The sequence below is a fragment of the Mycolicibacterium arabiense genome, from assembly GCF_010731815.2.
Taxonomy (GTDB): domain Bacteria; phylum Actinomycetota; class Actinomycetes; order Mycobacteriales; family Mycobacteriaceae; genus Mycobacterium; species Mycobacterium arabiense.
Window position 1 is genome coordinate 177271 of sequence record NZ_AP022593.1, and the last position, 22518, is coordinate 199788.

Consider the following 22518-nt stretch of genomic DNA (forward strand, 5'->3'; position numbering starts at 1 on the left):
CCGGAGGCCAATCTGGGGATGAATCACGGACTGTGCACAACGTGCCCGAAGTCGCTGCCGCGCAGCCTGACTCGTCGGACCCGTGTGGTAGGGGAGCGGCACGGAGTAGCTTCGCCCTCGTGATCAATCCCGCCACCGTCACACTGCCGGGCCGGCTCGGCGACCCGACGCTCGAGATGCGTACCGACCCCCGCTCCGATCCGCGGATGCTCGCGCTGTTCGCGCCGTTCGGGCTTGACGTTGCCGCGGCGGAACTGCCCGTCCACCGCGGATCGCCGCTCGACGACCTGCTCGCCACGGCCTTGGCGGCAGAGCAGGCATTCACCGGGGTGTTCGCGGCCCTGCTGGCCGGCGTGCCGGCCGTCGACGGCGTGGACAGGAGCGTCGAAACCGTCACCGGTGTCGACGGCAACGCGATCACTCTCTACGTCGACCGGCCGTCCGGCACGCAGGGCCGGCTGCCGGGCCTGCTGCACCTGCACGGCGGCGGCATGGCGATATTGCAGGCCGACACTGCGGCTGCTTGGCGCAATCAGCTCGCTGGCCGCGGATGCGTCGTGGTCGGGGTGGAGTTCCGCAATGCCGGCGGCGCGCTCGGCCCGCACCCGTTCCCCGCCGGCCTCAACGACTGCGCCAGCGCGCTGGACTGGATGCACGACCGCCGCGACGAGTTGGGAATCTCGACCATCGTGGTCACCGGCGAGTCCGGCGGCGGCAACCTGTCGCTGGCCACGGCGTTGAAGGCGAAGCGGGAGAACCGGCTCGACCGCATCGACGGCGTGTACGCCCAGGTGCCGTTCATCTTCGGCGGGTACGACGATCCCGACCCGGCGCTGCCGTCGCTGGTCGAGAACGAGGGGTACTTCATCGGCCCTAGCGTCATGACATTGATGGCGTCGCTGTACGACCCCGGTGGACGCCACAGGACCGACCCGCTGGCGTGGCCCTACTTCGCGACCACCGACGACCTCGAGGGGCTACCGCCGCACGTCATCACGACCGACGAACTCGACCCGCTGCGCGACGAAGGCCTGGCGTATCTACGCGCGCTGCAGAAGGCGGGAGTTCAGGCGTCGGGCCACGTGTACAACGGCGTCGGCCACGCCGGAGAACTGCTGGCTGCCGCGGCAGTACCTGATCTGTTCGACCGGGCAGTGCGCGACGTCGTCGCGTTCGCGCACGGCACCAGCCGGTGAAGAAAGTGTGTCCGAGGGGGGACTTGAACCCCCACGCCCGTTAATAGGGCACTAGCACCTCAAGCTAGCGCGTCTGCCATTCCGCCACTCGGACAAGAGCGCCTAAGGCTAACGGATCACCCGCCCCGGACCCAAACCAGCCCGCCCGGGTAATGGTACGAATGGGACTGTGACAGACGCCCCGGAAGCCGTCAGCGAGGTGGTCGGCCTCGTCAGCGAGCTGATTCGCTTCGACACGTCGAACACCGGTGAGCTGGCGACCACCAAGGGCGAGGCGGACTGCGCCCGGTGGGTGGCCGCCCAGCTCGAGGAGGTCGGCTACGAGACCGAGTACGTCGAATCGGGCGCGCCCGGCCGCGGAAACGTCGTCACCCGATTGCGTGGCGCAGACCCGAGCAGGGGAGCGCTGCTGATTCACGGCCACCTCGACGTCGTGCCCGCCGAGGCGGCCGACTGGAGCGTGCACCCGTTTTCCGGAGCGGTCGAGGGCGGTTACGTGTGGGGCCGCGGCGCGATCGACATGAAGAACATGATCGGCATGATGATCGCCGTGGCGCGCCAGCTGAAGCGCTCGGGCGTCGTGCCACCCAGGGACCTCGTCTTCGCGTTCGTCGCCGACGAGGAGGCCGGCGGCAAGTACGGCTGCGGCTGGCTCGTCGAGAACCGTCCCGACCTGTTCGAAGGCGTCACCGAGGCGATCGGGGAGGTCGGCGGATTCTCGCTGACGGTGCCGCACCGCGACGGCGGCGACAAGCGTCTCTACCTGATCGAGACGGCCGAGAAGGGCATGCGCTGGATGCGGCTCACCGCGCGCGGCCGCGCAGGCCACGGCTCGTTCGTGCACGACGACAACGCCGTCACCACCCTCGCCGGTGCAGTGGACCGGCTGGGCCGCCACCAGTTCCCGATCGTGCTCACCGACACCGTCGCGCAGTTCCTCGCTGCCGTCGGCGAGGAGACGGGGCACTCGTTCGATCCCGACTCGCCGGACCTCGACGGCGTGGTCGCCAAACTGGGCCCGATCGGGCGCATCGTCGGTGCGACGCTGCGGGACTCGGCGAACCCGACGATGCTCAACGCCGGGTACAAGGCCAACGTCATCCCTGGCTCGGCCGAGGCCGTCGTGGACTGCCGGATCCTGCCCGGCCATGCCGCCGAATTCGAGGCCGCGGTCGACGAACTCATCGGACCGAACGTCACCCGCGAGTGGATCACCGACCTGCCTGCGTACGAGACCTCGTTCGACGGCGACCTGGTCGACGCGATGAACGCCTCACTGCTCACCGTCGATCCCGACGCCCGCATCGTGCCCTACATGCTGTCCGGCGGAACCGACGCCAAACACTTTGCCCGCCTTGGCATTCGCTGCTTCGGCTTCATCCCGCTGCGCCTCCCGCCCGAACTCGACTTTGCGGCGCTGTTCCACGGCGTCGACGAACGGGTACCCGTCGAGTCGCTGACGTTCGGCACGGAGGTCCTCAACCACTTCCTGCTGCACTGCTAATCCCGACCGTTCTCGAAAGGACGCACATGAGCACGCCGTACGACGCGCTACCGCAGTTGCCCACCTTCACCCTCACCAGCAAGGCCGTCACCGACGGCCAACCGCTCGGCAACGAGCAGGTAAGTGGAATCATGGGGGCCGGTGGCTCCGACGTCTCACCGGACCTGGCGTGGTCCGGGTTCCCCGAGGAGACGCGCAGCTTCGCGGTCACCATGTACGACCCCGACGCACCCACCGGATCGGGATTCTGGCACTGGGCGGTGGCGAACCTGCCCGCGACGGTCACCGAACTGCCCGAGGGCGTCGGCGACGGCAGCCACAGCGGATTCCCGGGTGACGCAATGACGTTGAGCAACGACGCCGGATTGAAGCGCTTCGTCGGTGCCGCGCCGCCCCCCGGGCACGGTCCGCACCGCTACTTCATCGCCGTGCACGCCGTCGACGTCGAGAAGCTCGACCTGCCCGAGGGTTCGACGCCGGCATACCTGGGCTTCAACCTGTTCAGCCACGCCATCGCGCGCGCCGTCATCCACGGCACGTACGAGGTGAAGAGCTGAGCTAGCGGGACGCCGAGCCAACGGCATCCGCGAGGGACGCGAACCCGCCCTCGCGGAGCCGTCGCGCCAGGCCGTCGTGAATGTGCTTCGCCCACAGGCCACCGCCGTAGACGAATCCGGTGTACCCCTGCACCAGTGACGCCCCCGCGGTGATGCGCTCCCACGCGTCGTCGGCGGTCTCGATGCCGCCCGCGCTGATCAGCACCAGCCGATCGCCGACGCGGCCGTGCAGACGGCGCAGCACCTCCAGCGACCGGCGTGCCACGGGCGCGCCGGACACGCCGCCCGCGCCCAACTGGGCCACGCCGGGTGTGCGCAAGCCGTCGCGCGAGATCGTGGTGTTGGTGGCGACGATGCCGGCCAGTCCCAATTCGACCGCCAGGTCTGCGATCTGATCGACGTCCTCGTCGGAGAGGTCGGGTGCGATCTTGACCAGGACGGGCGTGTCGGTCTGCAGTCGTACGGCCGCCAGGATCGGGCGCAGGGACTCGACGGCCTGCAGGTCCCTCAGGCCGGGGGTGTTCGGGGAGCTGACGTTGACGACCACGAACGCCGCCAGCGGGCCCACCTGCCTGGCGCTCTCGGCGTAGTCGCCGACCGCGTCCTCGGCCGGGGTGGCCTTGGTCTTGCCGATGTTGACCCCGATCGGGACGTCGGCGCGGTGCCGGGCCAGACGCGCGGCCAGCACCGCCGCGCCGTGGTTGTTGAAGCCCATCCGGTTGAGCAGTGCGCGGTCGTCGGCGAGGCGGAACATCCGCGGCTTCGGATTACCCGGCTGCGCGTGGGCCGTCACGGTTCCGACCTCGGCGTAGCCGAAGCCGAGTGCGCCCCAGGTCGACAGGCCCGAGCCGTCCTTGTCGAATCCGGCAGCCAGCCCCAGCGGCCCGGGAAACCGCACCCCGAAGACCGTCGACTCGAGTACCGGGTCCGTCGGTGCGAGCCAGCGACCCAGGGCCCGCCGCAGCGGTGCCACCGCAGTGACGCCGCGCAGGACGGCGAACACCCACGTGTGGATGCGCTCCGGGGGAATGAGGAAGAACACCCGGCGCAGCAGGAGGTACATCAACTGCCCGGCTGATCGCCGACGCCGAGCCGGTCGGCTGCAGTCTTCCTGCGCCGCAACAGGACTCGGCGGCTGCCGTCGGTGTAGAGCCGGACCCGGGTGAGTTCCCAGCCGCGGTACTCCGCCTCGATCGACAGCCGCGTGGATGCCGAGACGCGCGTCACGTCCGGGGGCAGCCGCAGCGGAATCCACTCGTACTCGTCGGAGAGGTCGGCCTCCCACGCCGCGGGCATCCGACCACGCTGGCTCCGGCTCATCGGGCCCATCTCCTCCTCGCGCAAGCGCTCATCGGGCCGCCTCCTTGATCACCTGCACACCCGCCCCCGAGCCCGACACCACGAACAACGTGTTGGACTCCTCGTCGTAGGCCAGGGAGTTCGGTTGCCGAACAGTTGAATAACGCACCTTCTCCACTGGTATTCCGGTGGCGAGATCGTAACCAACGACGGTATTCGTCGCCGTCTCCGAAACCCACGCCAGCCGCGCCGAACCCGCCAGTCCGTAGGGTGCGCCGCCGACCGGGTAGCGCTGCCGCAGGATCAGCGGATCGGCGCCGAACACCAGCAGTGCCCCGCCGCGGGTGTCGGCGACCAGCACGCGTCCGGCCGGATCGGCGGCGATGGTGGTGGCGCCCTCACCCGCGCGCAGCGCCTGACCTGCATCGTCACCGGAGGGATCGACCGTCGTCACAGACGTCTGACCGCGGTCGAGCACCACCACGGTGTCTCCCTGGGCGGCGAGCCCGTCCACCCGCGCGAAGATCTGCAGGCGCGCGGCGACGGCGATGTCGGACTCCAGCGTGTAGACCGCGCCGTCGGCGGTGCCCAGCGTGAGCCGTCCGTCGCCTCGGCGCGTGATCGCCGTGAAGTCGACGTCGGCGGCGCCCTCGACCTCGAACGGCGTCACCACGTCACCGGCCAATGCGAGGCGAACGTAACCTCCGCGAACGGCGGCGTAGACGGTGCCGTCACCGTCACCGGCCAGCGAACTCGCGGGCGTGGGCAAGGTCACGGTCCGAGCGGCGCCCGTCGTCGGGAACACCGCCAGCGTCGAGCCGTTGCTACCGGTCCCGGTGAGGACGACCAGGCTCGACGTTGCCCGGTCGAACACGGTGGTCAGGCCGGGTCCGTCGATCGTGCGCACCTCGCCGGCCGGCGGTGCGGCAGCAGGCGGGGAGTCGGCTGCGGTAGCCGGTGTGATCGTTGGCGGCGGTGCCTCGACGGGATCCGACGAGCACGCCCCGACCGCGACGACCGTCACACCAGCAATGGCTGCGTGAAACAGGCGACGTCGTAGGTTTCGATGAAAAGGCAAAGGGTAGCTCTCGGGGCGTGCGGATAAGAGGTCACTCGCAGGTCGAGTGTAGGGAAGCCGACGTTCACCGTTCGGTCGCGTCCGGCCTGCCAGGTACGCGTCCCGGCGTTAGTGTGCGTCAATGACCCTGGCTGCGGACCGGCCCGCGGTGGACCAGCGATTCCGCATCGAAGACATCTCGACGGGGCCGTTCGCCAGTGGCTTCGGCGTCGTCGGTGACGGCAGATCCTTCAGCTTCCACGTCGAATTCCAGGTCGATCGCCACGCCCTCGTCATCGAGGTCTACCGGCCCCGTCTGGCCGGCCCGGTACCGCAGGCCGAGGACGTGGTGGCCACGTCGACCCGCAGCCTGGCGAACATAGACGTCGACGACGAGCGCAGCCTCGCGGCGGCGGTACGCGACGCCGTGGCCGACGCCCACCCGGTGCCACGCTCGAATCGCTGATCCACCCCGCGCGGTACGGTCTTCGGCGTGATCGTCGAGGCCATGTCCTGGCTGCAGGTGGTGGTGTTGGCCGTACTGCAGGGGCTCACCGAGTTCCTGCCGGTGTCGTCCTCGGGCCACCTCGCCATCGCGTCCCAGCTGTTCTTCGACGACGATGCGGGTGCCTCGTTCACCGCGGTGACGCAACTCGGCACCGAACTCGCGGTCCTGGTCTACTTCGCCGGCGACATCCGTCGCATCCTGATCGCCTGGTTCGGCGGTCTGCGCGACTCGGCGCGGCGCACGTCGGACTACTGGCTGGGCTGGTGGGTGATCATCGGCACCATCCCGATCTGCGTATTGGGTCTGGTCTTCAAGGACCAGATCCGCGGCGGGGTGCGCAACCTCTGGATCGTCGCCATCGCGCTGATCGCGTTCTCGGCCGTCATCGCCGCCGCGGAGTACTACGGCAAGCAGAACCGCACCGTCGAACAGCTGACGTGGAAGGACAGCGTCATCGTGGGTCTGGCGCAGTGCCTGGCACTGGTTCCGGGTGTCTCGCGATCGGGCGCCACGATCAGCGCGGGCCTGTTACTCGGCCAGAACCGAGAGGTGGCCGCCCGCTTCGGGTTCCTGCTGGCCATCCCGGCGGTGCTGGCGTCGGGTCTGTTCTCGCTGCCCGACGCGTTCGCCCCGGTGACCGAGGGCATGAGCGCCACCGGCCCGCAGCTACTGGTGTCGATCGTCATCGCGTTCGTCGTCGGCTACGCCGCGGTGGCCTGGTTCCTCAAGTTCCTGGTCCGGCACGGCATGTACTGGTTCGTCGCCTACCGCGTGCTGCTCGGCGTGGTCGTCCTCATCCTGCTCGGCACCGGCGTCCTGGCGGCCTCCTGACATGACCGTCATCCTGCTCCGGCACGGACGCTCCACGTCCAACACCGCCCACACCCTCGCCGGCCGGTCCGAGGGCGTCGACCTCGACGACAAGGGCCGCGAACAAGCCCTCGGCGTCGTCGCCCGCATGGGCGACCTGCCGGTGAAGGCCATCGTCCGCTCGCCCCTGCTGCGCTGCGAACGCACCGTCGAACCCCTCGCGGACGCCCTGGGTCTGAACCCCGTCGTCGACGACCGGCTGATCGAGGTCGACTACGGACAGTGGACGGGCCGCAAGATCGGCGACCTCGTCAAGGAACCGCTGTGGGCGGTAGTGCAGCAGCAGCCCAGCGCCGCGGTGTTCCCCGAGGGCGAAGGACTGGCGAACGTCCAGGCCAGGGCCGTCAGCGCGATCCGTGAGCACGACCGCAGGCTCGGCATGGAGCACGGCGGGGACGCCCTGTGGGTGGCGTGTACGCACGGCGACGTGATCAAGGCGGTGCTCGCCGACGCGCTCGGCGTGCATCTCGACGGCTTCCAGCGCATCACCGCGGACCCGGCGTCGATGAGCGTCATCCGCTACACCCCGGTGCGCCCGTTCGTCCTGCACGTCAATCACACTGGCGCAGACCTCACATCGGCGCTGGTGCCCAAGCCCGCGGAGACCGCGGCCGACGGCGCCGTCGGCGCCTCCGACGCGGTGGTCGGCGGTTCCACCGAGTGACCTACGGCCGTGGGAATTACGGCAGCTCAGCCGATACCGGTATTTTGGAAGGGCCATGACCCGCTCGATTCACGTCTTCCGCTCACCCGACCGCTTCGTGGCCGGGACCGTCGGGCAGCCGGGAAACCGGACCTTCTATCTGCAGGCGGTCCACGACGCGCGGGTGGTGTCGGTGATGCTGGAGAAGCAGCAGGTCGCCGTGCTGGCCGAGCGCATCTCCGCGCTGCTGCTCGAGATCAACCGCCGGTTCGGCACCCCGATCCCACCCGAGACCGATGAGGTGGGGGACCTGAGCCCCCTGGTCATGCCCGTCGACGCGGAGTTCAGGGTCGGCACCATGGGCTTGGGCTGGGACTCCGAGGCGCGGACGGTCGTCGTCGAACTGCTCGCGGTATCGGATACCGAGTTCGACGCGTCGGTGGTCCTCGACGACGCCGAGGACGGCCCCGACGCCGTGCGGGTGTTCCTCACCCCCGAGTCGGCGCGCGAGTTCGCCAACCGTTCCAACCGCGTCATCTCCGCGGGGCGGCCGCCGTGCCCGCTGTGTGACGAACCCCTCGATCCCGCAGGCCACATCTGCGTGCGGACCAACGGCTACCGGCGCGGCGCCTTCAGCGGTGCCGACGATGAGCCCGACTTCTGACGCAGCGGTCGGAGAGGTCCTGAGTCGCGGTGAACTGACCGTCATCGGACGCATCCGATCCGCCAGCAACGCGACCTTCCTGTGCGAGGCGCATCTCGACGACCGGCAGGCGCACTGCGTCTACAAGCCGGTCGCCGGTGAGGCGCCGCTGTGGGACTTCCCCGACGGCACGCTCGCGGGCCGCGAGTACGGCGCCTTCCTGGTCTCGGATGCCCTCGGCTGGGAGATCGTGCCGCACACCCTCGTTCGCGAGGGACCGGCCGGGCCCGGCATGGTGCAGCAGTGGGTCGACCAGCCTGGCGACGCGCTCGACGACTCCGGCGCCGAACCCGAGGGACCCGATCTGGTCGACCTGGTGCCCGCGGGGCGCGTCCCGCCGGGCTACCTACCGATCCTGCAGGCCTACGACTACCAGGGCGACGAGGTCACGCTCGTGCACGCCGACGATGCGCGGCTGCGGCTGATGGCCGTGTTCGACGTGCTGATCAACAACGCCGACCGCAAGGGCGGCCACATCCTGGCGGGCACCGACGGACGCGTGCGCGGCGTCGACCACGGGGTGAGCCTGCACAGCGACGACAAACTGCGCACCGTGCTGTGGGGGTGGGCGGGCAAGCCGATCGACGACGACACCCTGGCTCGCGTCGCGGTGTTCCGAGACGCACTCTGCGGCGACCTCGCCGACGCGCTCAGCGGTCACATCACCAACCGCGAGATCGACGCCCTGTACGCCAGAGCCGTTCTGCTGCTTGACGATCCGGTGATGCCGACGCCCGACCGGCACCGGCCCATCCCGTGGCCCGCCTTCTGACGGGCGCAACCCCGCTCTCCACGCCTCCGCGTGTTCTACGCTGGCGGTCATGACCGATCATGACCGGGCCGCCGCCCGCCGCGAGATCACCGATGCCCTGCAGAAGGCGCTCGACCTCAGGCACGAAGTGCTCGACGTGATCGTCGAGGCGGACGACAAGGCCTCAGCGGTCGAGGCCATCGCCAAGCTGCTCGGCACGTCGCAGCTGGGTGGCGAGGCGGTGATGGCAATGCAGTTCGACCGCCTCACCCGGGATTCGCGCAGGCGCATCGCCCAGGAACTCGACGACCTGAACAAGCAACTCACGTTCACCTTCGCCGAGCGGCCTGCCAGCTCGGGGGAGGGCCTGACCTTGCGTCCGTTCTCCGCGGAGCTGGATCGCGACGTGTTCGCGGCCCGCACCTCCGACGTCGGCGCCAGCGGCGACGGATCGGGCGCCCCGGCAGGCAACCTCGACGACGAGATCCGTTCCGCGGTCAGCCGCGTGCACGCCGAGGAAGCGGTGTGGTTCGTCGCCGAGGAGGGCTCGCAGAAGGTCGGCATGGTCTTCGGTGAGCTGGTCGACGGCGAAGTGAACGTGCGCATCTGGATCCACCCCGACCACCGGCACCGCGGTTTCGGCACCGCCGCCCTGCGTCGCTCGCGTTCGGAGATGGCGGCCTACTTCCCGGCCGTCGCGATGGTGGTGCGCGCCCCGGCCGCCGCGCCGCAGTCGACACCGTCGGCGTGACGGACGCGGCGCTCGCCGCGCAAGTGGCGAAGGACGTCGGCGCGATGCTGGTGGACCTTCGCGAGGAGGTCGGGTTCTACGACCCCTATGACCTGGGCGACATCGGCGACCGGCGGGCCAACACGTTCATCCTGGACCGGTTGCGCGAGGCCCGGCCGGACGACGCCATCCTGTCCGAGGAGGCGGCCGACGACCTGGCGCGGTTGGGTGCCGACCGGGTGTGGATCGTCGACCCCGTCGACGGCACGCGCGAGTTCTCGATGCCCGGCCGGGTGGACTGGGCCGTGCACATCGCGCTGTGGCAGCGCAGCGGCGCACCGGACGGCGGCCCCGACGGGGGCATCACCGATGCCGTCGTCGGACTGCCCGCCAGCGGTGAGGTCTACCGCACCGACACCGTGACGGGCCCGCCGCCGCGCAGGCCCGGCCCGATCCGCGTCGCCACCAGCCGCAACCGGCCCCCCACCGTGCTGTGGTGGCTGCGCGACGTCCTCGACATCGAGCTGATCGGCATCGGCTCGGCGGGTGCCAAGGCAATGGCCGTGGTGCGTGGCGACGTCGACGCCTACATCCACGCGGGCGGGCAGTGGGAATGGGATTCGGCCGCGCCGGCAGGCGTCGTGGCTGCCGCGGGCCTGCACGCCTCGCGAATCGACGGCTCCCCGCTGCTCTACAACCGTCCCGACCCGTACCTCCCCGACCTGCTGATGTGCAGGCCCGAGTTCGCCGAGATCCTGCTCGAGGGGATCCGCTCGATCTACTAGTCGTGGACCCCTCCGGGAATGGAATCGGCGGCTCCGGCGTCCCTCTTCAAGCACACCCCCGTACGTGAGGAGCCCGAAATCGTCTCTAGAGTCGGAGCCATGCAATCGTGGTCGGCGCCCGTCGTTCCGGAGCTGCCCGGACGGGGACCGGAACTGCGGCTGTACGACAGTGCCGACCGGCAGGTCCGCCCGGTGTCCACGGGCGAGACGGCGTCGATGTACGTCTGCGGCATCACCCCGTACGACGCGACCCATCTGGGCCATGCCGCCACCTACCTGACCTTCGACCTGGTCTACCGGCAGTGGCTGGACTCCGGTCGCCGGGTGCACTACGTGCAGAACGTCACCGACGTCGACGACCCGCTGTTCGAGCGGGCCGCGCGCGACGGCATCGACTGGCGCGACCTCGGCGCCAGGGAGACCCAGCTGTTCCGCGACGACATGTCGGCACTGCGCGTGCTGCCCCCGCACGACTACGTGGCCGCCACCGACGCGATAGACGAAGTGATCGAACTCGTCGAGAAGCTGATCGCCTCGGGCGCCGCCTACGTCGTCGACGACCCCCAGTACCCGGACGTCTACTTCCACGCCGACGCCACGGTCCAGTTCGGCTACGAGTCGGGCTACGACCGCGACACCATGCTGCGCCTGTTCGGCGAGCGCGGCGGTGACCCCGACCGGGCCGGCAAGGCCGATCCGCTCGACGCCCTGCTGTGGCGTGCCGAGCGACCGGACGAGCCGAGTTGGCCGTCCCCGTTCGGGCCGGGGCGGCCGGGCTGGCACGTGGAGTGCGCGGCGATTGCGCTCACCCGCATCGGCACGGGCCTCGACGTCCAGGGCGGCGGCAGCGACCTGATCTTCCCCCATCACGAGTTCTCCGCCGCGCACGCCGAATCGGCAACGGGCGAACGGAGATTCGCCAGGCACTACGTCCACGCCGGCATGATCGGCTGGGACGGCCACAAGATGAGCAAGAGCCGCGGCAACCTGGTGCTCGCCTCCCGGCTGCGCGCCGACGGCGTGGAACCGTCGGCCATCCGGCTCGGATTGTTGGCCGGGCACTACCGCACCGACCGGTTCTGGACCGACGGGGTGCTCGACGACGCCCGCGCCAGGCTGGCCAGGTGGCGCGAAGCGACGGCGTTGCCGGCGGGACCCGACGCAGGAGACGTCATCGCCAGGGTGCGCCGGTACCTCGCCGACGACCTCGACACCCCCAAAGCGCTTGCCGCGTTGGACGCGTGGGCCACCGACGCGCTCACCTACGGCGGTCACGACACCGAGGCCCCGCGGTTGGTGGCGACGGCCGTCGACGCGTTGCTCGGGGTTGCTTTGTAGGCGCATCGCCCGCCGGCCGGACGGCCCGGTGTCGTACCCTTCGCGTCATGCCCATGAGTCACTCCGTACGCGGTCGCGTCGTTCTGATCACCGGTGGAGCAGCGGGAGTGGGCGCCGAGGTGGCCCACGGACTGCACGCCAGGGGCGCCACGGTGGTCCTGACCGACGTCGACGAGCGGCAGCTCGCGCGCACCGCCACCGCGCTCGGCAACGAACGCGTCCTCACCGTGGTGGCCGACGTCCGCGACCTGGCGTCCATGCAGGCCGCCGCCGACGCGGCGGTTGCGAAGTTCGGCGGCATCGACGTGGTGGTGGCCAACGCAGGCATCGCCAGCTACGGGTCGGTGCTGCAGGTCGACCCCGAGGCGTTCAAGCGGCTGATGGACATCAACGTGCTCGGCGTCTTCCACACGATCCGTGCGACCCTGCCGTCGATCATCGACCGACGCGGCTACGTGCTGATCGTCTCGTCGCTGGCCGCCTTCGCCGCGGCCCCCGGCCTGGCGCCGTACAACGCGTCCAAGGCGGCCGTCGAGCAGTTCGCCAACGCGCTGCGACTCGAGGTCGCCTACCGCGGCGTGGACGTCGGTGTGGCGCACATGTCGTGGATCGACACCGCGATGGTCCGCGACTCGAAGACCGACATGTCGACCTTCGCCGAGATGCTGTCGCGGCTGCCCGGCCCCCTGTCTACGACCACGTCGGTCGACAAATGCGGCGAGGCGTTCGTCAAGGGCATCGAGAAGCGCAAGTCGCGGATCTTCTGTCCCGGCTGGGTGGGCGCACTGCGGTGGCTCAAGCCGGTGTTGTCCACCCGGGTCGGGGAGATCCCGGTGCGCGCGATGGTGCCCGACATCCTGCCCAGGATGGACGCCGAGGTCGCCGCACTCGGCCGCTGGACCAGCGAGCGCAATCACGGCTTCCGGGGGGAATGACCCGGCGTCGCTAGCCAGCCTCCCAGGGGTTTGCGGTAGATACCGGTAGCCTCGACCCTCATCGCGATGCCAACCGGCCGCTGATCACACTCGACGAGCGGACGGCGGGCCAACGATGGCGCGAACGGTGAGCGACCTGGACCTGCTCCGGGAACTCGAGCCCGTGGCCGAAGCGGGCATGAACCTGCACCTCGCGGCGACCAAGGACTGGAACCCACACGACTACGTGCCGTGGTCGGCCGCTGCAGGCGCGGGCGTCGGGACCGCGTGGACGCCCGAGGACTCCGGACTGACGGAGGTGGCCAGGATCGCGATGGTCACCAACCTGCTGACCGAGGACAATTTGCCGTCGTATCACCGTGCGATCGCCGAGCACTTCAGCCTCGACGACGCCTGGGGTGCGTGGGTGAACCGCTGGACCGTCGAGGAGAACCGGCACGGGATCGCGCTGCGCGACTATCTGCTGGTCACCCGTGCGGTCGACCCGGTCGCCCTGGAGCTGGCGCGCATGCAGCAGGTAACCGCCGGGTTCAGCCCCGGCCAGCAGGGCCAGGGCTCGGTGGCGCCCGAGTCGATGCTCGATGCGCTGGTCTACGTGACCTTCCAGGAGCTCGCGACCCGCGTGTCGCACCGCAACACCGGTCGGGCGTGCACAGAGCCCTACGCCGACGCGCTACTGAAGCGGGTCTCCGCCGACGAGAACCTGCACATGATCTTCTACCGCGGGCTGGCCGCGTCGGCGCTGGAGTTGGCACCCGACCGCGCGATGCACTCGATCTACCGGATCCTGCTCAACTTCCAGATGCCCGGGTTCTCGATCCCCAACTTCCGCCGCAACGCCGTCAAGATGGCCGTCGGCGGGATCTACGACATGCGTCAGCACCTCGACGACGTCGTGCTGCCGGTGCTGCGGTACTGGCGGATGTTCGACCGCGACGACCTCACCGGGGCGGGGGAGCGCAGCCGCGAGGAACTCGCCGAACTCATCGGGCGCATGGAGGCCGAGGCGGCCAAGTTCGAGGCCTCCAAGGCCCGCTACCTGGACCGCGACAGGTCCAGGGGCGCGCGCTCGGTGTCGGCCTAGCCCCTAGCCCCGGAAGCCGGGCCCGCGGCGGCGCAGGTAGCGCTCGAACTCCGCGGCAAGTGCGTCGCCGTCGATCTTGCCGATCGCCTCGGACATGTCGACCTCGGCGTCACCGCGCTCTTCGAGGGAGTGCACGTATTCGGCGATCTCCTCGTCGTCGGCGGTCATCTCGGTGACTGCCTGCTCCCACTCCTCGGCAGCAGCGGGCAGGTCGGCGAGCGGTACCTCGACGTCGAGCACGTCCTCGACGCGCCGCAGCAGCGCCACGGTCGCCTTCGGGTTGGGCGGCTGCGACACGTAGTGCGGGACGGCTGCCCAGAACGTGACGGCGGGTATGCCGGCCGCGACGCACGCGTCCTGGAACACGCCCGCGATGCCGGTGGGCCCCTCGTACCGGGTCTCCTCGAGCCCGAAGAACTTCGCCGACTCGGGCGAGTAGGCCGCGCCCGACACCGGCACCGGGCGCGTGTGCGGGGTGTCGGCCAGCAGGGCGCCGAGGATGACGACGGTCTCGACGTTCAGCTTGTCGGCGATCGCGAGCAGCTCCGCGCAGAACGTGCGCCACCGCATGTTGGGCTCGACGCCGTGCATCAGCACGATGTCCCGGTTGCTGCCCGGCGGCCTGCAGTGCGAGATGCGTAGCGACGGCCACACCAGCTCACGGGTGACGCCGTCGATCTGGCGGATCACCGGGCGGTTGACCTGGTAGTCGTAGTACGCCTCGTCGTCGATCTCGACGATGGTGTCGGCCTCCCAGATGGCGTCGAGATGCTCCAGCGCATCGCTTGCCGCATCCCCGGCGTCGTTCCACCCCTCGAAGGCCGCGACCACGATGGGGTCATGCAGTTCGGGCAGGTCTGTCACCATGCCAGCCTAAGCCCTGCACCGGACGGGGGAGCGGCACCGTGGGGCGGGTCTGTCGCCCCGACGTTTCGCGGCGAGCGACTACCATGTGGACCGACGTGCTGCGATCGCGGCGCACGAGTTGGGCGTCCCAGACGTCGGTCGGATGACGACGTAGACTTGTTCGGTCGAGAGGCGTTGCAACGGGTCCGGGTTCTCGAAAACCGGTATCCGCCACGCTCGGCAGAGTTAAGGACGCCTTCCGTTACGGAAGGAGTGCACGTGGACGCCTTGAAACCGGACAGCGCTGAACCGAATATTCGCCCGGACTGCACCGAGGAACTGACGGCTGCTCTGCGCGAGCGGATCATGGTCATCGACGGCGCCATGGGCACGGCGATCCAGCGGGACCGGCCCGACGAGGCCGGCTACCGCGGCGACCGGTTCACGGAGTGGCCGACCGCGCTGCAGGGCAACAACGACCTGCTCACGCTCACGCAGCCGCAGATCATCGAGGGCATCCACCGCGAGTACCTCGAGGCGGGCGCCGACATCCTCGAGACCAACACGTTCAACGCGAACGCGGTCTCGCTGTCCGACTACGACATGGCCGACCTCAGCTACGAGCTGAACTACGCCGGTGCCGCGCTGGCGCGGGCGGCCGCCGACGAATTCAGCACCCCGGACAAGCCGCGCTACGTCGCAGGCGCGCTCGGGCCCACCACGCGGACCGCGTCGATCTCACCCGACGTCAACGACCCCGGTGCCCGCAACGTCTCCTACGACCAGCTGGTGGCCGCCTACCTCGAAGCCGCCAACGGCCTGGTCGACGGCGGCGCCGACCTGCTGATCGTCGAGACGATCTTCGACTCGCTGAACGCGAAGGCGGCGGTGTTCGCCGTCGAGACGCTGTTCGAGGAGCGTGGCCGCCGCTGGCCGCTGATCATCTCGGGCACCATCACCGATGCGTCCGGCCGCACCTTGTCCGGTCAGGTCACCGAGGCGTTCTGGAACGGGATCAGGCACGCGCGGCCGCTGGCGGTCGGCCTCAACTGCGCCCTCGGTGCGCCCGAGATGAGGCCCTACATCGCCGAGGTGTCTCGCATCGCCGACACCTTCGTCTCCTGCTACCCGAATGCCGGTCTGCCGAATGCGTTCGGCGAGTACGACGAGGACCCGGAGCGCCAGGCCGGATACATCGCCGAGTTCGCCGAGGCCGGACTGGTCAACCTGGTCGGCGGGTGCTGCGGCACGACGCCCGAGCACATCGCCGAGATCGCCAAGGCCGTGGAGGGCAAGCGTCGTCGCGAGCTGCCCGAGATTCCGGTGGCCACCCGGCTCTCGGGCCTCGAGCCGCTCAACATCACCGACGACTCACTGTTCGTGAACATCGGCGAGCGCACGAACATCACCGGCTCCGCCCGGTTCCGCAATCTGATCAAGGCCGAGGACTACGACACCGCCCTCTCGGTCGCCCTGCAGCAGGTCGAGGTCGGTGCGCAGGTCATCGACATCAACATGGACGAGGGCATGATCGACGGCGTCGCGGCGATGGACCGCTTCACCAAGCTGATCGCGGCCGAACCGGACATCAGCCGCGTCCCGGTGATGATCGACTCCTCCAAGTGGGAGGTCATCGAGGCGGGCCTGAAGAACGTGCAGGGCAAGCCGATCGTCAACTCGATCTCCATGAAGGAGGGCGAGGAGAAGTTCGTCCGCGAGGCACGGCTGTGCCGCAAGTACGGCGCCGCCGTCGTCGTCATGGCGTTCGACGAGCAGGGCCAGGCCGACAACCTGGAGCGCCGCAAGGAGATCTGCGGGCGCGCCTACCGGATCCTGACCGAAGAGGTCGGCTTCCCGCCCGAGGACATCATCTTCGACCCGAACTGCTTCGCGCTGGCCACGGGCATCGAGGAGCACGCGACGTACGGGATCGACTTCATCGAGGCCTGCGCCTGGATCAAGGAGAACCTGCCCGGGGTGCACATCTCCGGTGGCATCTCGAACGTCTCGTTCTCGTTCCGGGGCAACAACCCGGTCCGCGAGGCCATTCACGCGGTGTTCCTCTTCCACGCCATCAAGGCAGGCCTGGACATGGGCATCGTCAACGCTGGCGCGCTGGTGCCCTACGACTCGATCGATCCCGAGCTGCGGGACCGCATCGAGGACGTGGTGCTCAACCGTCGCGAGGACGCCGCCGAGCGGCTGCTGGAGATCGCGGAGAGGTTCAACAGCTCAGAGAAGGCCGACGACCCGGTCGCGGCCGAGTGGCGGTCGCTTCCGGTCCGCGAGCGGATCACCCACGCCCTGGTCAAGGGCATCGACGCCAACGTCGACGACGACACCGAGGAGCTGCGCGCCGAGATCGCCGCGGCGGGTGGGCGACCGATCGAGGTGATCGAGGGCCCGCTGATGGACGGCATGAACGTCGTCGGCGACCTGTTCGGCGCAGGCAAGATGTTCCTGCCCCAGGTCGTGAAGTCGGCCAGGGTGATGAAGAAGGCCGTGGCCTACCTGCTGCCGTACATCGAGGAGGAGAAGGTCACCTCCGGTGCGGCAGCTTCGAAGGACACCAACGGCACGATCATCATGGCGACCGTCAAGGGCGACGTCCACGACATCGGCAAGAACATCGTCGGAGTCGTCCTGCAGTGCAACAACTACGAGGTGATCGACCTCGGCGTGATGGTGCCCGCCCAGAAGATCCTGGACGCCGCCAAGGAGCACGACGCCGACATCATCGGGCTGTCCGGCCTGATCACCCCGTCGCTGGACGAGATGGTGAACTTCGCCGTCGAGATGGAGCGCCAAGGTCTCGAGATCCCGCTGCTGATCGGTGGCGCCACCACCTCGCGCGCCCACACGGCGGTGAAGGTCGCACCGCGCCGCAAGGGTCCGGTGGTCTGGGTCAAGGACGCGTCCCGCTCCGTGCCGGTCGCTGCCGCGTTGCTCGACGACAAGCAGCGTCCGGCGCTGCTGGAGGCCACCGAGAAGGACTACGCCTCGCTGCGGGAACGCCACGCCCAGAAGGGCGAGCGGCCGATGCTGACGCTGGAGAAGGCGCGCGCCAATCGGACGCCGATCGAGTGGGACGGCTACACGCCGCCGGTGCCCGCCCAAGGACTCGGCGTGCGTGAGTTCACCGACTACGACTTCGCCGAGCTGCGCGAGTACATCGACTGGCAGCCGTTCTTCAACGCCTGGGAGATGAAGGGTCGATTCCCCGACATCCTGAACAATCCGGTCTCCGGCGAGACGGCGCGCAAGCTGTACGACGACGCGCAGGAGATGCTCGACACCCTGATCAAGGAGAAGTGGCTGACCGCCAACGGGGTGATCGGCTTCTTCCCGGCCAACGCGGTCGGCTCGGGTAACGGGGAAGACATCGAGGTCTACACCGACGAGAGCCGCACCGAGGTGCTGACGAGGCTGCACAACCTGCGCCAGCAGGGCGAGCATCGGGATGGCATCCCGAACCGGTCACTCGGCGACTTCATCGCCCCCAAGGAAACGGGCCTCCAGGACTACGTCGGTGCGTTCGCCGTCACCACGGGGCTGGGCATCCGCGACAAGATCGACGAGTTCAAGGCGGCCAACGACGACTACAACGCGATCCTGCTCGAGTCGCTCGCCGACCGGCTGGCCGAGGCGTTCGCCGAGCGGATGCACCAGCGGGTCCGCAAGGAGTTCTGGGGGTTTCAGCCCGACGAGCAACTCGACAACGAGGACCTGATCGGCGAGAAGTACGTGGGAATCCGGCCGGCCCCGGGCTACCCGGCCTGCCCGGAGCACACCGAGAAGGCGACGCTCTGGGACCTGATGGACGTCAAGGAGCGCACCGGCATCGAGCTGACCGAGTCGATGGCGATGTGGCCCGGAGCCGCCGTCAGCGGCTGGTACTTCTCGCACCCGCAGTCGCAGTACTTCGTGGTCGGCCGCATCAGTCAGGACCAGGTGGCCGACTACGCGAAGCGCAAGGGCTGGACGCTGAAGGAGGCCGAGCGCTGGCTCGCGCCCAACCTCGGCTACAACCCGGAGGACTGAGCGGGTCAACGTGTGACGCCCGCAACGGGATTGGGATGACACCGCCCTGCGATGACACAATGGGCGGCATGCGCGCGGTGCTGTGGGACATGGACGGCACCCTCGTCGACTCCGAGAAGCTCTGGGACGTCGCGCTGCAGGAGCTGTACCGCCGCCGCGGTGGCGAGATGAGCGCCGAGGTCCGCGAGAGCACCGTCGGTGGGTCGGCCGAGAACGTGATGGCGATCGTCTACGCCGACCTCGGCGTGGTCGCCGACGCCGAGTCGACGGCCCGAGAGATCGACTGGCTGCACGAGTACACCGGGCAACTGTTCGCGGCGGGTCTGCCGTGGCAGCCCGGTGCCCGCGAACTCCTCGACGCGCTGGCGGGCGAGGGCGTGCCTATGGCGTTGGTGACCAACACCCGCCGCGACCTCACCGAGCAGGCGCTGGAAAGCATTGGGCGGCACTACTTCTCGGCGACGGTCTGCGGTGATGAAGTGCCGAGCGGCAAGCCCGCACCCGACATCTACCTGCGCGCTGCGGACATGCTCGGCCTCGAACCCGGCCAGTGCCTGGCGGTCGAGGACTCGGTGACCGGAACCATGGCCGCCGAGGCGGCCGGCTGCGTGGTGGCGGTGGTACCCAGCGACGTCGAGGTGCCCGAGAGTCCACGGCGCAGACACGTCGGGAGCCTGGCCGGACTGGGCGTGGCGGACCTGCGTGCCATCCACGCCGACCTCGACCCGAGGGCCGAAGCGCTGCCGCGCGCCTGAGGGTCCTTTGGCTACCCCCATCCTGGGGTCTCACTTGGCAACCCATGCCCAGCGGCAAAGCCGTTGAGGCGAGGAGTATCTGATCATCGCGCGAGGCGCGCGGACGATTCCCGGAACACGCAATGCGGGGGCGCGCGAGTGCTTGAATGGGGTCCACGTCTCCGCAGCGCAGCGAAAGGACTCCTCATGGCTGGTCAAGGTCCGCCCGTCGACGATTCGGCGTCGGCGATCACCGACGAGGACTTCTCCTCCGGCCGCACCGCAGTCCGGATCGCCTCGGTCGCCGCGCTCGGTGGCCTGCTCTTCGGCTATGACAGCGCCGTCATCAACGGAGCGGTCGACTCGATCCAGGAGGACTTCGGGATCGGCAACGCCGAACTCGGCTTCGCAGTCGCATCCGCACTCCTCGGCGCCGCCGCCGGTGCGATGACGGCAGGTCGCATCGCGGACAAGATCGGCCGCATCGCGGTGATGAAGATCGCCGCGGTGCTGTTCCTCGTCAGCGCGTTCGGAACCGGTTTCGCCCACGAGGTGTGGACGGTGGTGCTCTTCCGCATCGTCGGCGGCATCGGGGTCGGCGTGGCGTCGGTCATCGCTCCCGCGTACATCGCCGAGACCTCGCCGCCCGGCATCCGAGGCCGACTCGGATCGCTGCAGCAACTCGCGATCGTCTCCGGCATCTTCCTGTCGTTCGCCGTCAACTACCTGCTGCAGTGGCTTGCAGGCGGGCCCAACGAACCGCTGTGGTTCGGGCTCGACGCCTGGCGGTGGATGTTCCTGGTGATGGCGGTGCCCGCGGTGCTGTACGGCGCGCTGGCCTTCACCATCCCCGAATCGCCGCGCTATCTCGTTGCGAGCCACCAGATCCCCGAGGCCCGCAGGGTCCTGAGCACGCTGCTCGGCAAGAAGAATCTCGAGATCACCATCACCCGCATCCGGGACACCTTGGAGCGCGAGGACAAGCCGTCGTGGCGCGACATGCGCAAGCCCACCGGCGGCATCTACGGCATCGTCTGGGTGGGCCTCGGACTGTCGGTCTTCCAGCAGTTCGTCGGCATCAACGTGATCTTCTACTACTCGAACGTGCTGTGGCAGGCCGTCGGTTTCAGCGCCGACGAGTCGGCGATCTACACCGTGATCACCTCGGTGATCAACGTCCTCACCACCCTCATCGCCATCGCGCTGATCGACAAGATCGGCCGCAAGCCGCTGCTGCTCATCGGTTCGACGGGCATGGCGATCACGCTCATCACGATGTCGGTGATCTTTGCCAACGCCACCGTCGGAGCCGACGGCAACCCGAGCCTGCCGGGAGCGTCGGGCGTGATCGCGCTGATCGCAGCCAACCTCTTCGTCGTCTCCTTCGGCATGTCATGGGGGCCGGTGGTCTGGGTGCTGCTGGGCGAGATGTTCCCCAACCGCATCCGCGCCGCAGCGCTGGGCCTCGCCGCCGCGGGACAGTGGGCAGCCAACTGGCTGATCACCGTCACCTTCCCCGGTCTGCGCGAGCACCTCGGCCTGGCCTACGGGTTCTACGGGCTGTGCGCGGTGCTGTCGGGTCTGTTCGTGTGGCGCTGGGTCATGGAGACCAAGGGAATGGACCTCGAGGACATGCACGGGCAGATCATCGCGACCCCGAAGACCGCCACCAACCCCTGATCCGGATTCACTCGTCACGGCGGTGAAGGGAAACCGCCGTGACGGCCCGGTCGGCGGCGTGGAACAATCGCCTGCCGTGAAGACCTTCGATGCCCTGTTCGCCGAACTGAGCGAGCGTGCGCGCACCCGCCCCGAGGGCAGTGGGACCGTCGCCGCGCTCGACGACGGCGTGCACGGGCTCGGGAAGAAGATCCTCGAGGAGGCAGGCGAGGTCTGGCTGGCCGCCGAGCACGAGGGTGACGAGGCGCTCGCCGAGGAGATCAGCCAGCTCCTGTACTGGACTCAGGTGCTGATGATCAAGCGGGGCCTCACCCTCGACGACGTGTACGCGAAGCTGTGAACGACTCTCTTCGCGCAAGCGGCTCATCGGCGAACGAAACACCTGCGAACCTGTTGCGCGTCGCCGTCCCCAACAAGGGCGCGCTGAGCGAGTCCGCCGCCGAGATCCTGTCCGAGGCCGGCTACCGCCGCCGCCGGGACGCCAAGGACCTGACCGTCATCGACCGCGTCAACAACGTCGAGTTCTTCTTCCTGCGTCCCAAGGACATCGCGATCTACGTCGGGTCGGGCCAGCTGGACCTCGGCATCACCGGCCGCGATCTGGCCGCCGACTCCGGGGCAACGGTCTCCGAGCGGCTCGCGCTGGGCTTCGGGAACTCCACCTTCCGCTACGCGGGCCCGATCGGCCGGGACTGGACCGTCGAGGACCTCGCGGGCACGCGCATCGCGACGTCGTTCCCGAACCTCGTCCAAAAGGACCTGTCGGACAGGGGGATCGACGCCACGGTCATCCGGCTCGACGGAGCGGTGGAGATCTCGGTCCAGCTCGGCGTGGCCGACGTGATCGCCGACGTCGTCGGCTCCGGCCGCACGCTGGGCCTGCACGACCTGGTCGCGTTCGGCGACTCGCTGTGCGATTCCGAGGCCGTGCTGATCGAGAGTTCCGACCCCGACCCGGGCACCGCCGCGGCGCGCGCACAACTCACCGCGCGCGTGCAGGGCGTGGTGTTCGGCCAGCAGTACCTGATGCTCGACTACGACTGCCCGCGTACCGTTCTGGAGCGCGCCACCGCCGTGACACCCGGTCTCGAATCGCCCACGATCGCACCGCTGGCCGATCCCGACTGGGCTGCGGTCCGGGCGTTGGTGCCGCGCCGCGACGTCAACGCGATCATGGACGAACTCGCGGCCATCGGCGCCAAGGCCATCCTCGCCTCCGACATCCGGTTCTGTCGCTTTTGACGTGTTAGCGTCCTG

At 69.2% G+C, this 22518-nt stretch carries 22 protein-coding genes and 1 tRNA gene; 18 read left to right on the forward strand and 5 right to left on the reverse strand.

From position 1 onward, the window contains the following. The first annotated feature begins 119 nt into the window (after positions 1-119). A complete protein-coding gene (locus G6N61_RS02440) occupies positions 120-1196 on the forward strand; it encodes an alpha/beta hydrolase fold domain-containing protein (protein ID WP_235887375.1) in 1077 nt (358 codons plus the stop codon). An 8-nt stretch (positions 1197-1204) separates the two neighbouring features. On the opposite strand, the gene G6N61_RS02445 is transcribed toward G6N61_RS02440, so the two are convergent. Further along, positions 1205-1290, reverse strand: a tRNA-Leu gene (locus G6N61_RS02445). Between the two features lie 75 nt (positions 1291-1365). On the opposite strand from G6N61_RS02445, the gene G6N61_RS02450 reads away from it, so the two are divergent. Together G6N61_RS02450 and G6N61_RS02455 are read left to right on the forward strand one after the other, a co-directional pair. After that, entirely contained in the window at positions 1366-2700 is a 1335-nt protein-coding gene (locus G6N61_RS02450; RefSeq protein ID WP_163917000.1) for a M20/M25/M40 family metallo-hydrolase, read from the forward strand. A 26-nt stretch (positions 2701-2726) separates the two neighbouring features. Then, positions 2727-3257 carry a YbhB/YbcL family Raf kinase inhibitor-like protein gene (locus G6N61_RS02455; protein WP_163917002.1) on the forward strand — a complete coding sequence of 177 codons (531 nt, stop codon included), beginning with the start codon at positions 2727-2729 and terminating at the stop codon, positions 3255-3257. Position 3258: 1 nt separating this feature from the next. Here G6N61_RS02455 and G6N61_RS02460 read toward each other — a convergent pair whose 3' ends face one another. From G6N61_RS02460 to G6N61_RS02470, 3 genes are read right to left on the reverse strand one after another with little or no spacing between them, the layout of a single operon-like run. Further along, complete coding sequence (locus tag G6N61_RS02460; RefSeq protein ID WP_163917004.1) at positions 3259-4320, reverse strand: quinone-dependent dihydroorotate dehydrogenase; 1062 nt, start codon at positions 4318-4320, stop codon at positions 3259-3261. After that, on the reverse strand, positions 4320-4577 hold the full coding sequence (locus G6N61_RS02465; protein ID WP_163917006.1) for a DUF5703 family protein: 258 nt from the start codon (positions 4575-4577) through the stop codon (positions 4320-4322). Before G6N61_RS02465 ends, G6N61_RS02460 begins: the two co-directional genes overlap by 1 nt. A gap of 28 nt (positions 4578-4605) precedes the next feature. After that, positions 4606-5634, reverse strand: a complete 1029-nt coding sequence (locus G6N61_RS02470) for a YncE family protein (RefSeq protein ID WP_163917009.1) — start codon at positions 5632-5634, stop codon at positions 4606-4608. 121 nt (positions 5635-5755) lie between these two features. On the opposite strand from G6N61_RS02470, the gene G6N61_RS02475 reads away from it, so the two are divergent. The 10 genes from G6N61_RS02475 to G6N61_RS02520 all read left to right on the forward strand — a co-directional run bounded on the left by G6N61_RS02475 (position 5756) and on the right by G6N61_RS02520 (position 13960). Then, positions 5756-6079, forward strand: a complete 324-nt coding sequence (locus tag G6N61_RS02475) for a hypothetical protein (protein WP_163917011.1) — start codon at positions 5756-5758, stop codon at positions 6077-6079. 42 nt (positions 6080-6121) lie between these two features. Beyond that, a complete protein-coding gene (locus G6N61_RS02480; RefSeq protein ID WP_163924547.1) occupies positions 6122-6952 on the forward strand; it encodes an undecaprenyl-diphosphate phosphatase in 831 nt (276 codons plus the stop codon). A 1-nt stretch (position 6953) separates the two neighbouring features. Further along, a complete protein-coding gene (locus tag G6N61_RS02485; RefSeq protein WP_163917013.1) occupies positions 6954-7655 on the forward strand; it encodes a histidine phosphatase family protein in 702 nt (233 codons plus the stop codon). A gap of 55 nt (positions 7656-7710) precedes the next feature. Then, positions 7711-8298 (forward strand): Rv2134c family protein, encoded by a 588-nt coding sequence (locus G6N61_RS02490; protein WP_163917015.1) that lies wholly within the window; start codon positions 7711-7713, stop codon positions 8296-8298. Beyond that, positions 8282-9109, forward strand: a complete 828-nt coding sequence (locus G6N61_RS02495; RefSeq protein WP_163917017.1) for an Rv2133c family protein — start codon at positions 8282-8284, stop codon at positions 9107-9109. Before G6N61_RS02490 ends, G6N61_RS02495 begins: the two co-directional genes overlap by 17 nt. 49 nt (positions 9110-9158) lie before the next feature. Beyond that, a complete protein-coding gene (locus tag G6N61_RS02500) occupies positions 9159-9839 on the forward strand; it encodes a GNAT family N-acetyltransferase (RefSeq protein ID WP_163917019.1) in 681 nt (226 codons plus the stop codon). Positions 9840-9883: 44 nt separating this feature from the next. Then, a complete protein-coding gene (locus tag G6N61_RS02505) occupies positions 9884-10603 on the forward strand; it encodes a 3'(2'),5'-bisphosphate nucleotidase CysQ (protein WP_163924548.1) in 720 nt (239 codons plus the stop codon). A 99-nt stretch (positions 10604-10702) separates the two neighbouring features. Continuing rightward, a complete protein-coding gene (gene mshC / locus G6N61_RS02510) occupies positions 10703-11941 on the forward strand; it encodes a cysteine--1-D-myo-inosityl 2-amino-2-deoxy-alpha-D-glucopyranoside ligase (protein WP_163917022.1) in 1239 nt (412 codons plus the stop codon). Positions 11942-11988: 47 nt separating this feature from the next. Then, positions 11989-12876 (forward strand): SDR family oxidoreductase, encoded by an 888-nt coding sequence (locus G6N61_RS02515; protein ID WP_163917024.1) that lies wholly within the window; start codon positions 11989-11991, stop codon positions 12874-12876. Between the two features lie 115 nt (positions 12877-12991). After that, positions 12992-13960: an acyl-ACP desaturase gene (locus tag G6N61_RS02520; RefSeq protein ID WP_163917026.1), complete on the forward strand. Its 969-nt coding sequence runs from the start codon at positions 12992-12994 to the stop codon at positions 13958-13960. A gap of 3 nt (positions 13961-13963) precedes the next feature. Here the strand turns inward: G6N61_RS02520 and G6N61_RS02525 are convergent, their stop codons facing one another. After that, entirely contained in the window at positions 13964-14827 is an 864-nt protein-coding gene (locus tag G6N61_RS02525) for a PAC2 family protein (protein WP_163917028.1), read from the reverse strand. Between the two features lie 345 nt (positions 14828-15172). On the opposite strand from G6N61_RS02525, the gene metH reads away from it, so the two are divergent. From metH to hisG, 5 genes are all read left to right on the forward strand, one after another. Beyond that, positions 15173-18847, forward strand: a complete 3675-nt coding sequence (metH, locus tag G6N61_RS02530) for a methionine synthase (protein ID WP_235887567.1) — start codon at positions 15173-15175, stop codon at positions 18845-18847. A 68-nt stretch (positions 18848-18915) separates the two neighbouring features. Beyond that, entirely contained in the window at positions 18916-19602 is a 687-nt protein-coding gene (locus tag G6N61_RS02535; protein WP_163917033.1) for an HAD family hydrolase, read from the forward strand. 186 nt (positions 19603-19788) lie between these two features. Next, the gene (locus G6N61_RS02540; protein ID WP_163917035.1) at positions 19789-21261 is read left to right on the forward strand and encodes a sugar porter family MFS transporter; all 1473 of its coding nucleotides are present in this window, start codon (positions 19789-19791) and stop codon (positions 21259-21261) included. A 58-nt stretch (positions 21262-21319) separates the two neighbouring features. Further along, positions 21320-21601 (forward strand): phosphoribosyl-ATP diphosphatase, encoded by a 282-nt coding sequence (locus G6N61_RS02545; protein WP_163917037.1) that lies wholly within the window; start codon positions 21320-21322, stop codon positions 21599-21601. Positions 21602-21651: 50 nt separating this feature from the next. Further along, positions 21652-22503 carry an ATP phosphoribosyltransferase gene (hisG, locus tag G6N61_RS02550; protein WP_163924549.1) on the forward strand — a complete coding sequence of 284 codons (852 nt, stop codon included), beginning with the start codon at positions 21652-21654 and terminating at the stop codon, positions 22501-22503. Positions 22504-22518 lie beyond the last annotated feature (15 nt).

What these genes read in the sequence shown, in the direction of transcription:
- G6N61_RS02495 (WP_163917017.1), top strand. Translation starts at nt 8,282, where the DNA reads ATGAGCCCGACTTCTGACGCAGCGGTCGGAGAGGTCCTGAGTCGCGGT.
- G6N61_RS02525 (WP_163917028.1), bottom strand. Translation starts at nt 14,827, where the DNA reads ATGGTGACAGACCTGCCCGAACTGCATGACCCCATCGTGGTCGCGGCC.
- G6N61_RS02505 (WP_163924548.1), top strand. Translation starts at nt 9,884, where the DNA reads ATGCTGGTGGACCTTCGCGAGGAGGTCGGGTTCTACGACCCCTATGAC.
- G6N61_RS02455 (WP_163917002.1), top strand. Translation starts at nt 2,727, where the DNA reads ATGAGCACGCCGTACGACGCGCTACCGCAGTTGCCCACCTTCACCCTC.
- G6N61_RS02490 (WP_163917015.1), top strand. Translation starts at nt 7,711, where the DNA reads ATGACCCGCTCGATTCACGTCTTCCGCTCACCCGACCGCTTCGTGGCC.
- G6N61_RS02500 (WP_163917019.1), top strand. Translation starts at nt 9,159, where the DNA reads ATGACCGATCATGACCGGGCCGCCGCCCGCCGCGAGATCACCGATGCC.
- G6N61_RS02465 (WP_163917006.1), bottom strand. Translation starts at nt 4,577, where the DNA reads ATGAGCCGGAGCCAGCGTGGTCGGATGCCCGCGGCGTGGGAGGCCGAC.
- G6N61_RS02460 (WP_163917004.1), bottom strand. Translation starts at nt 4,320, where the DNA reads ATGTACCTCCTGCTGCGCCGGGTGTTCTTCCTCATTCCCCCGGAGCGC.
- G6N61_RS02475 (WP_163917011.1), top strand. Translation starts at nt 5,756, where the DNA reads ATGACCCTGGCTGCGGACCGGCCCGCGGTGGACCAGCGATTCCGCATC.
- G6N61_RS02540 (WP_163917035.1), top strand. Translation starts at nt 19,789, where the DNA reads ATGGCTGGTCAAGGTCCGCCCGTCGACGATTCGGCGTCGGCGATCACC.
- mshC (WP_163917022.1), top strand. Translation starts at nt 10,703, where the DNA reads ATGCAATCGTGGTCGGCGCCCGTCGTTCCGGAGCTGCCCGGACGGGGA.
- G6N61_RS02520 (WP_163917026.1), top strand. Translation starts at nt 12,992, where the DNA reads ATGGCGCGAACGGTGAGCGACCTGGACCTGCTCCGGGAACTCGAGCCC.
- G6N61_RS02480 (WP_163924547.1), top strand. Translation starts at nt 6,122, where the DNA reads ATGTCCTGGCTGCAGGTGGTGGTGTTGGCCGTACTGCAGGGGCTCACC.
- G6N61_RS02515 (WP_163917024.1), top strand. Translation starts at nt 11,989, where the DNA reads ATGCCCATGAGTCACTCCGTACGCGGTCGCGTCGTTCTGATCACCGGT.
- G6N61_RS02535 (WP_163917033.1), top strand. Translation starts at nt 18,916, where the DNA reads ATGCGCGCGGTGCTGTGGGACATGGACGGCACCCTCGTCGACTCCGAG.
- metH (WP_235887567.1), top strand. Translation starts at nt 15,173, where the DNA reads ATGGTCATCGACGGCGCCATGGGCACGGCGATCCAGCGGGACCGGCCC.
- G6N61_RS02485 (WP_163917013.1), top strand. Translation starts at nt 6,954, where the DNA reads ATGACCGTCATCCTGCTCCGGCACGGACGCTCCACGTCCAACACCGCC.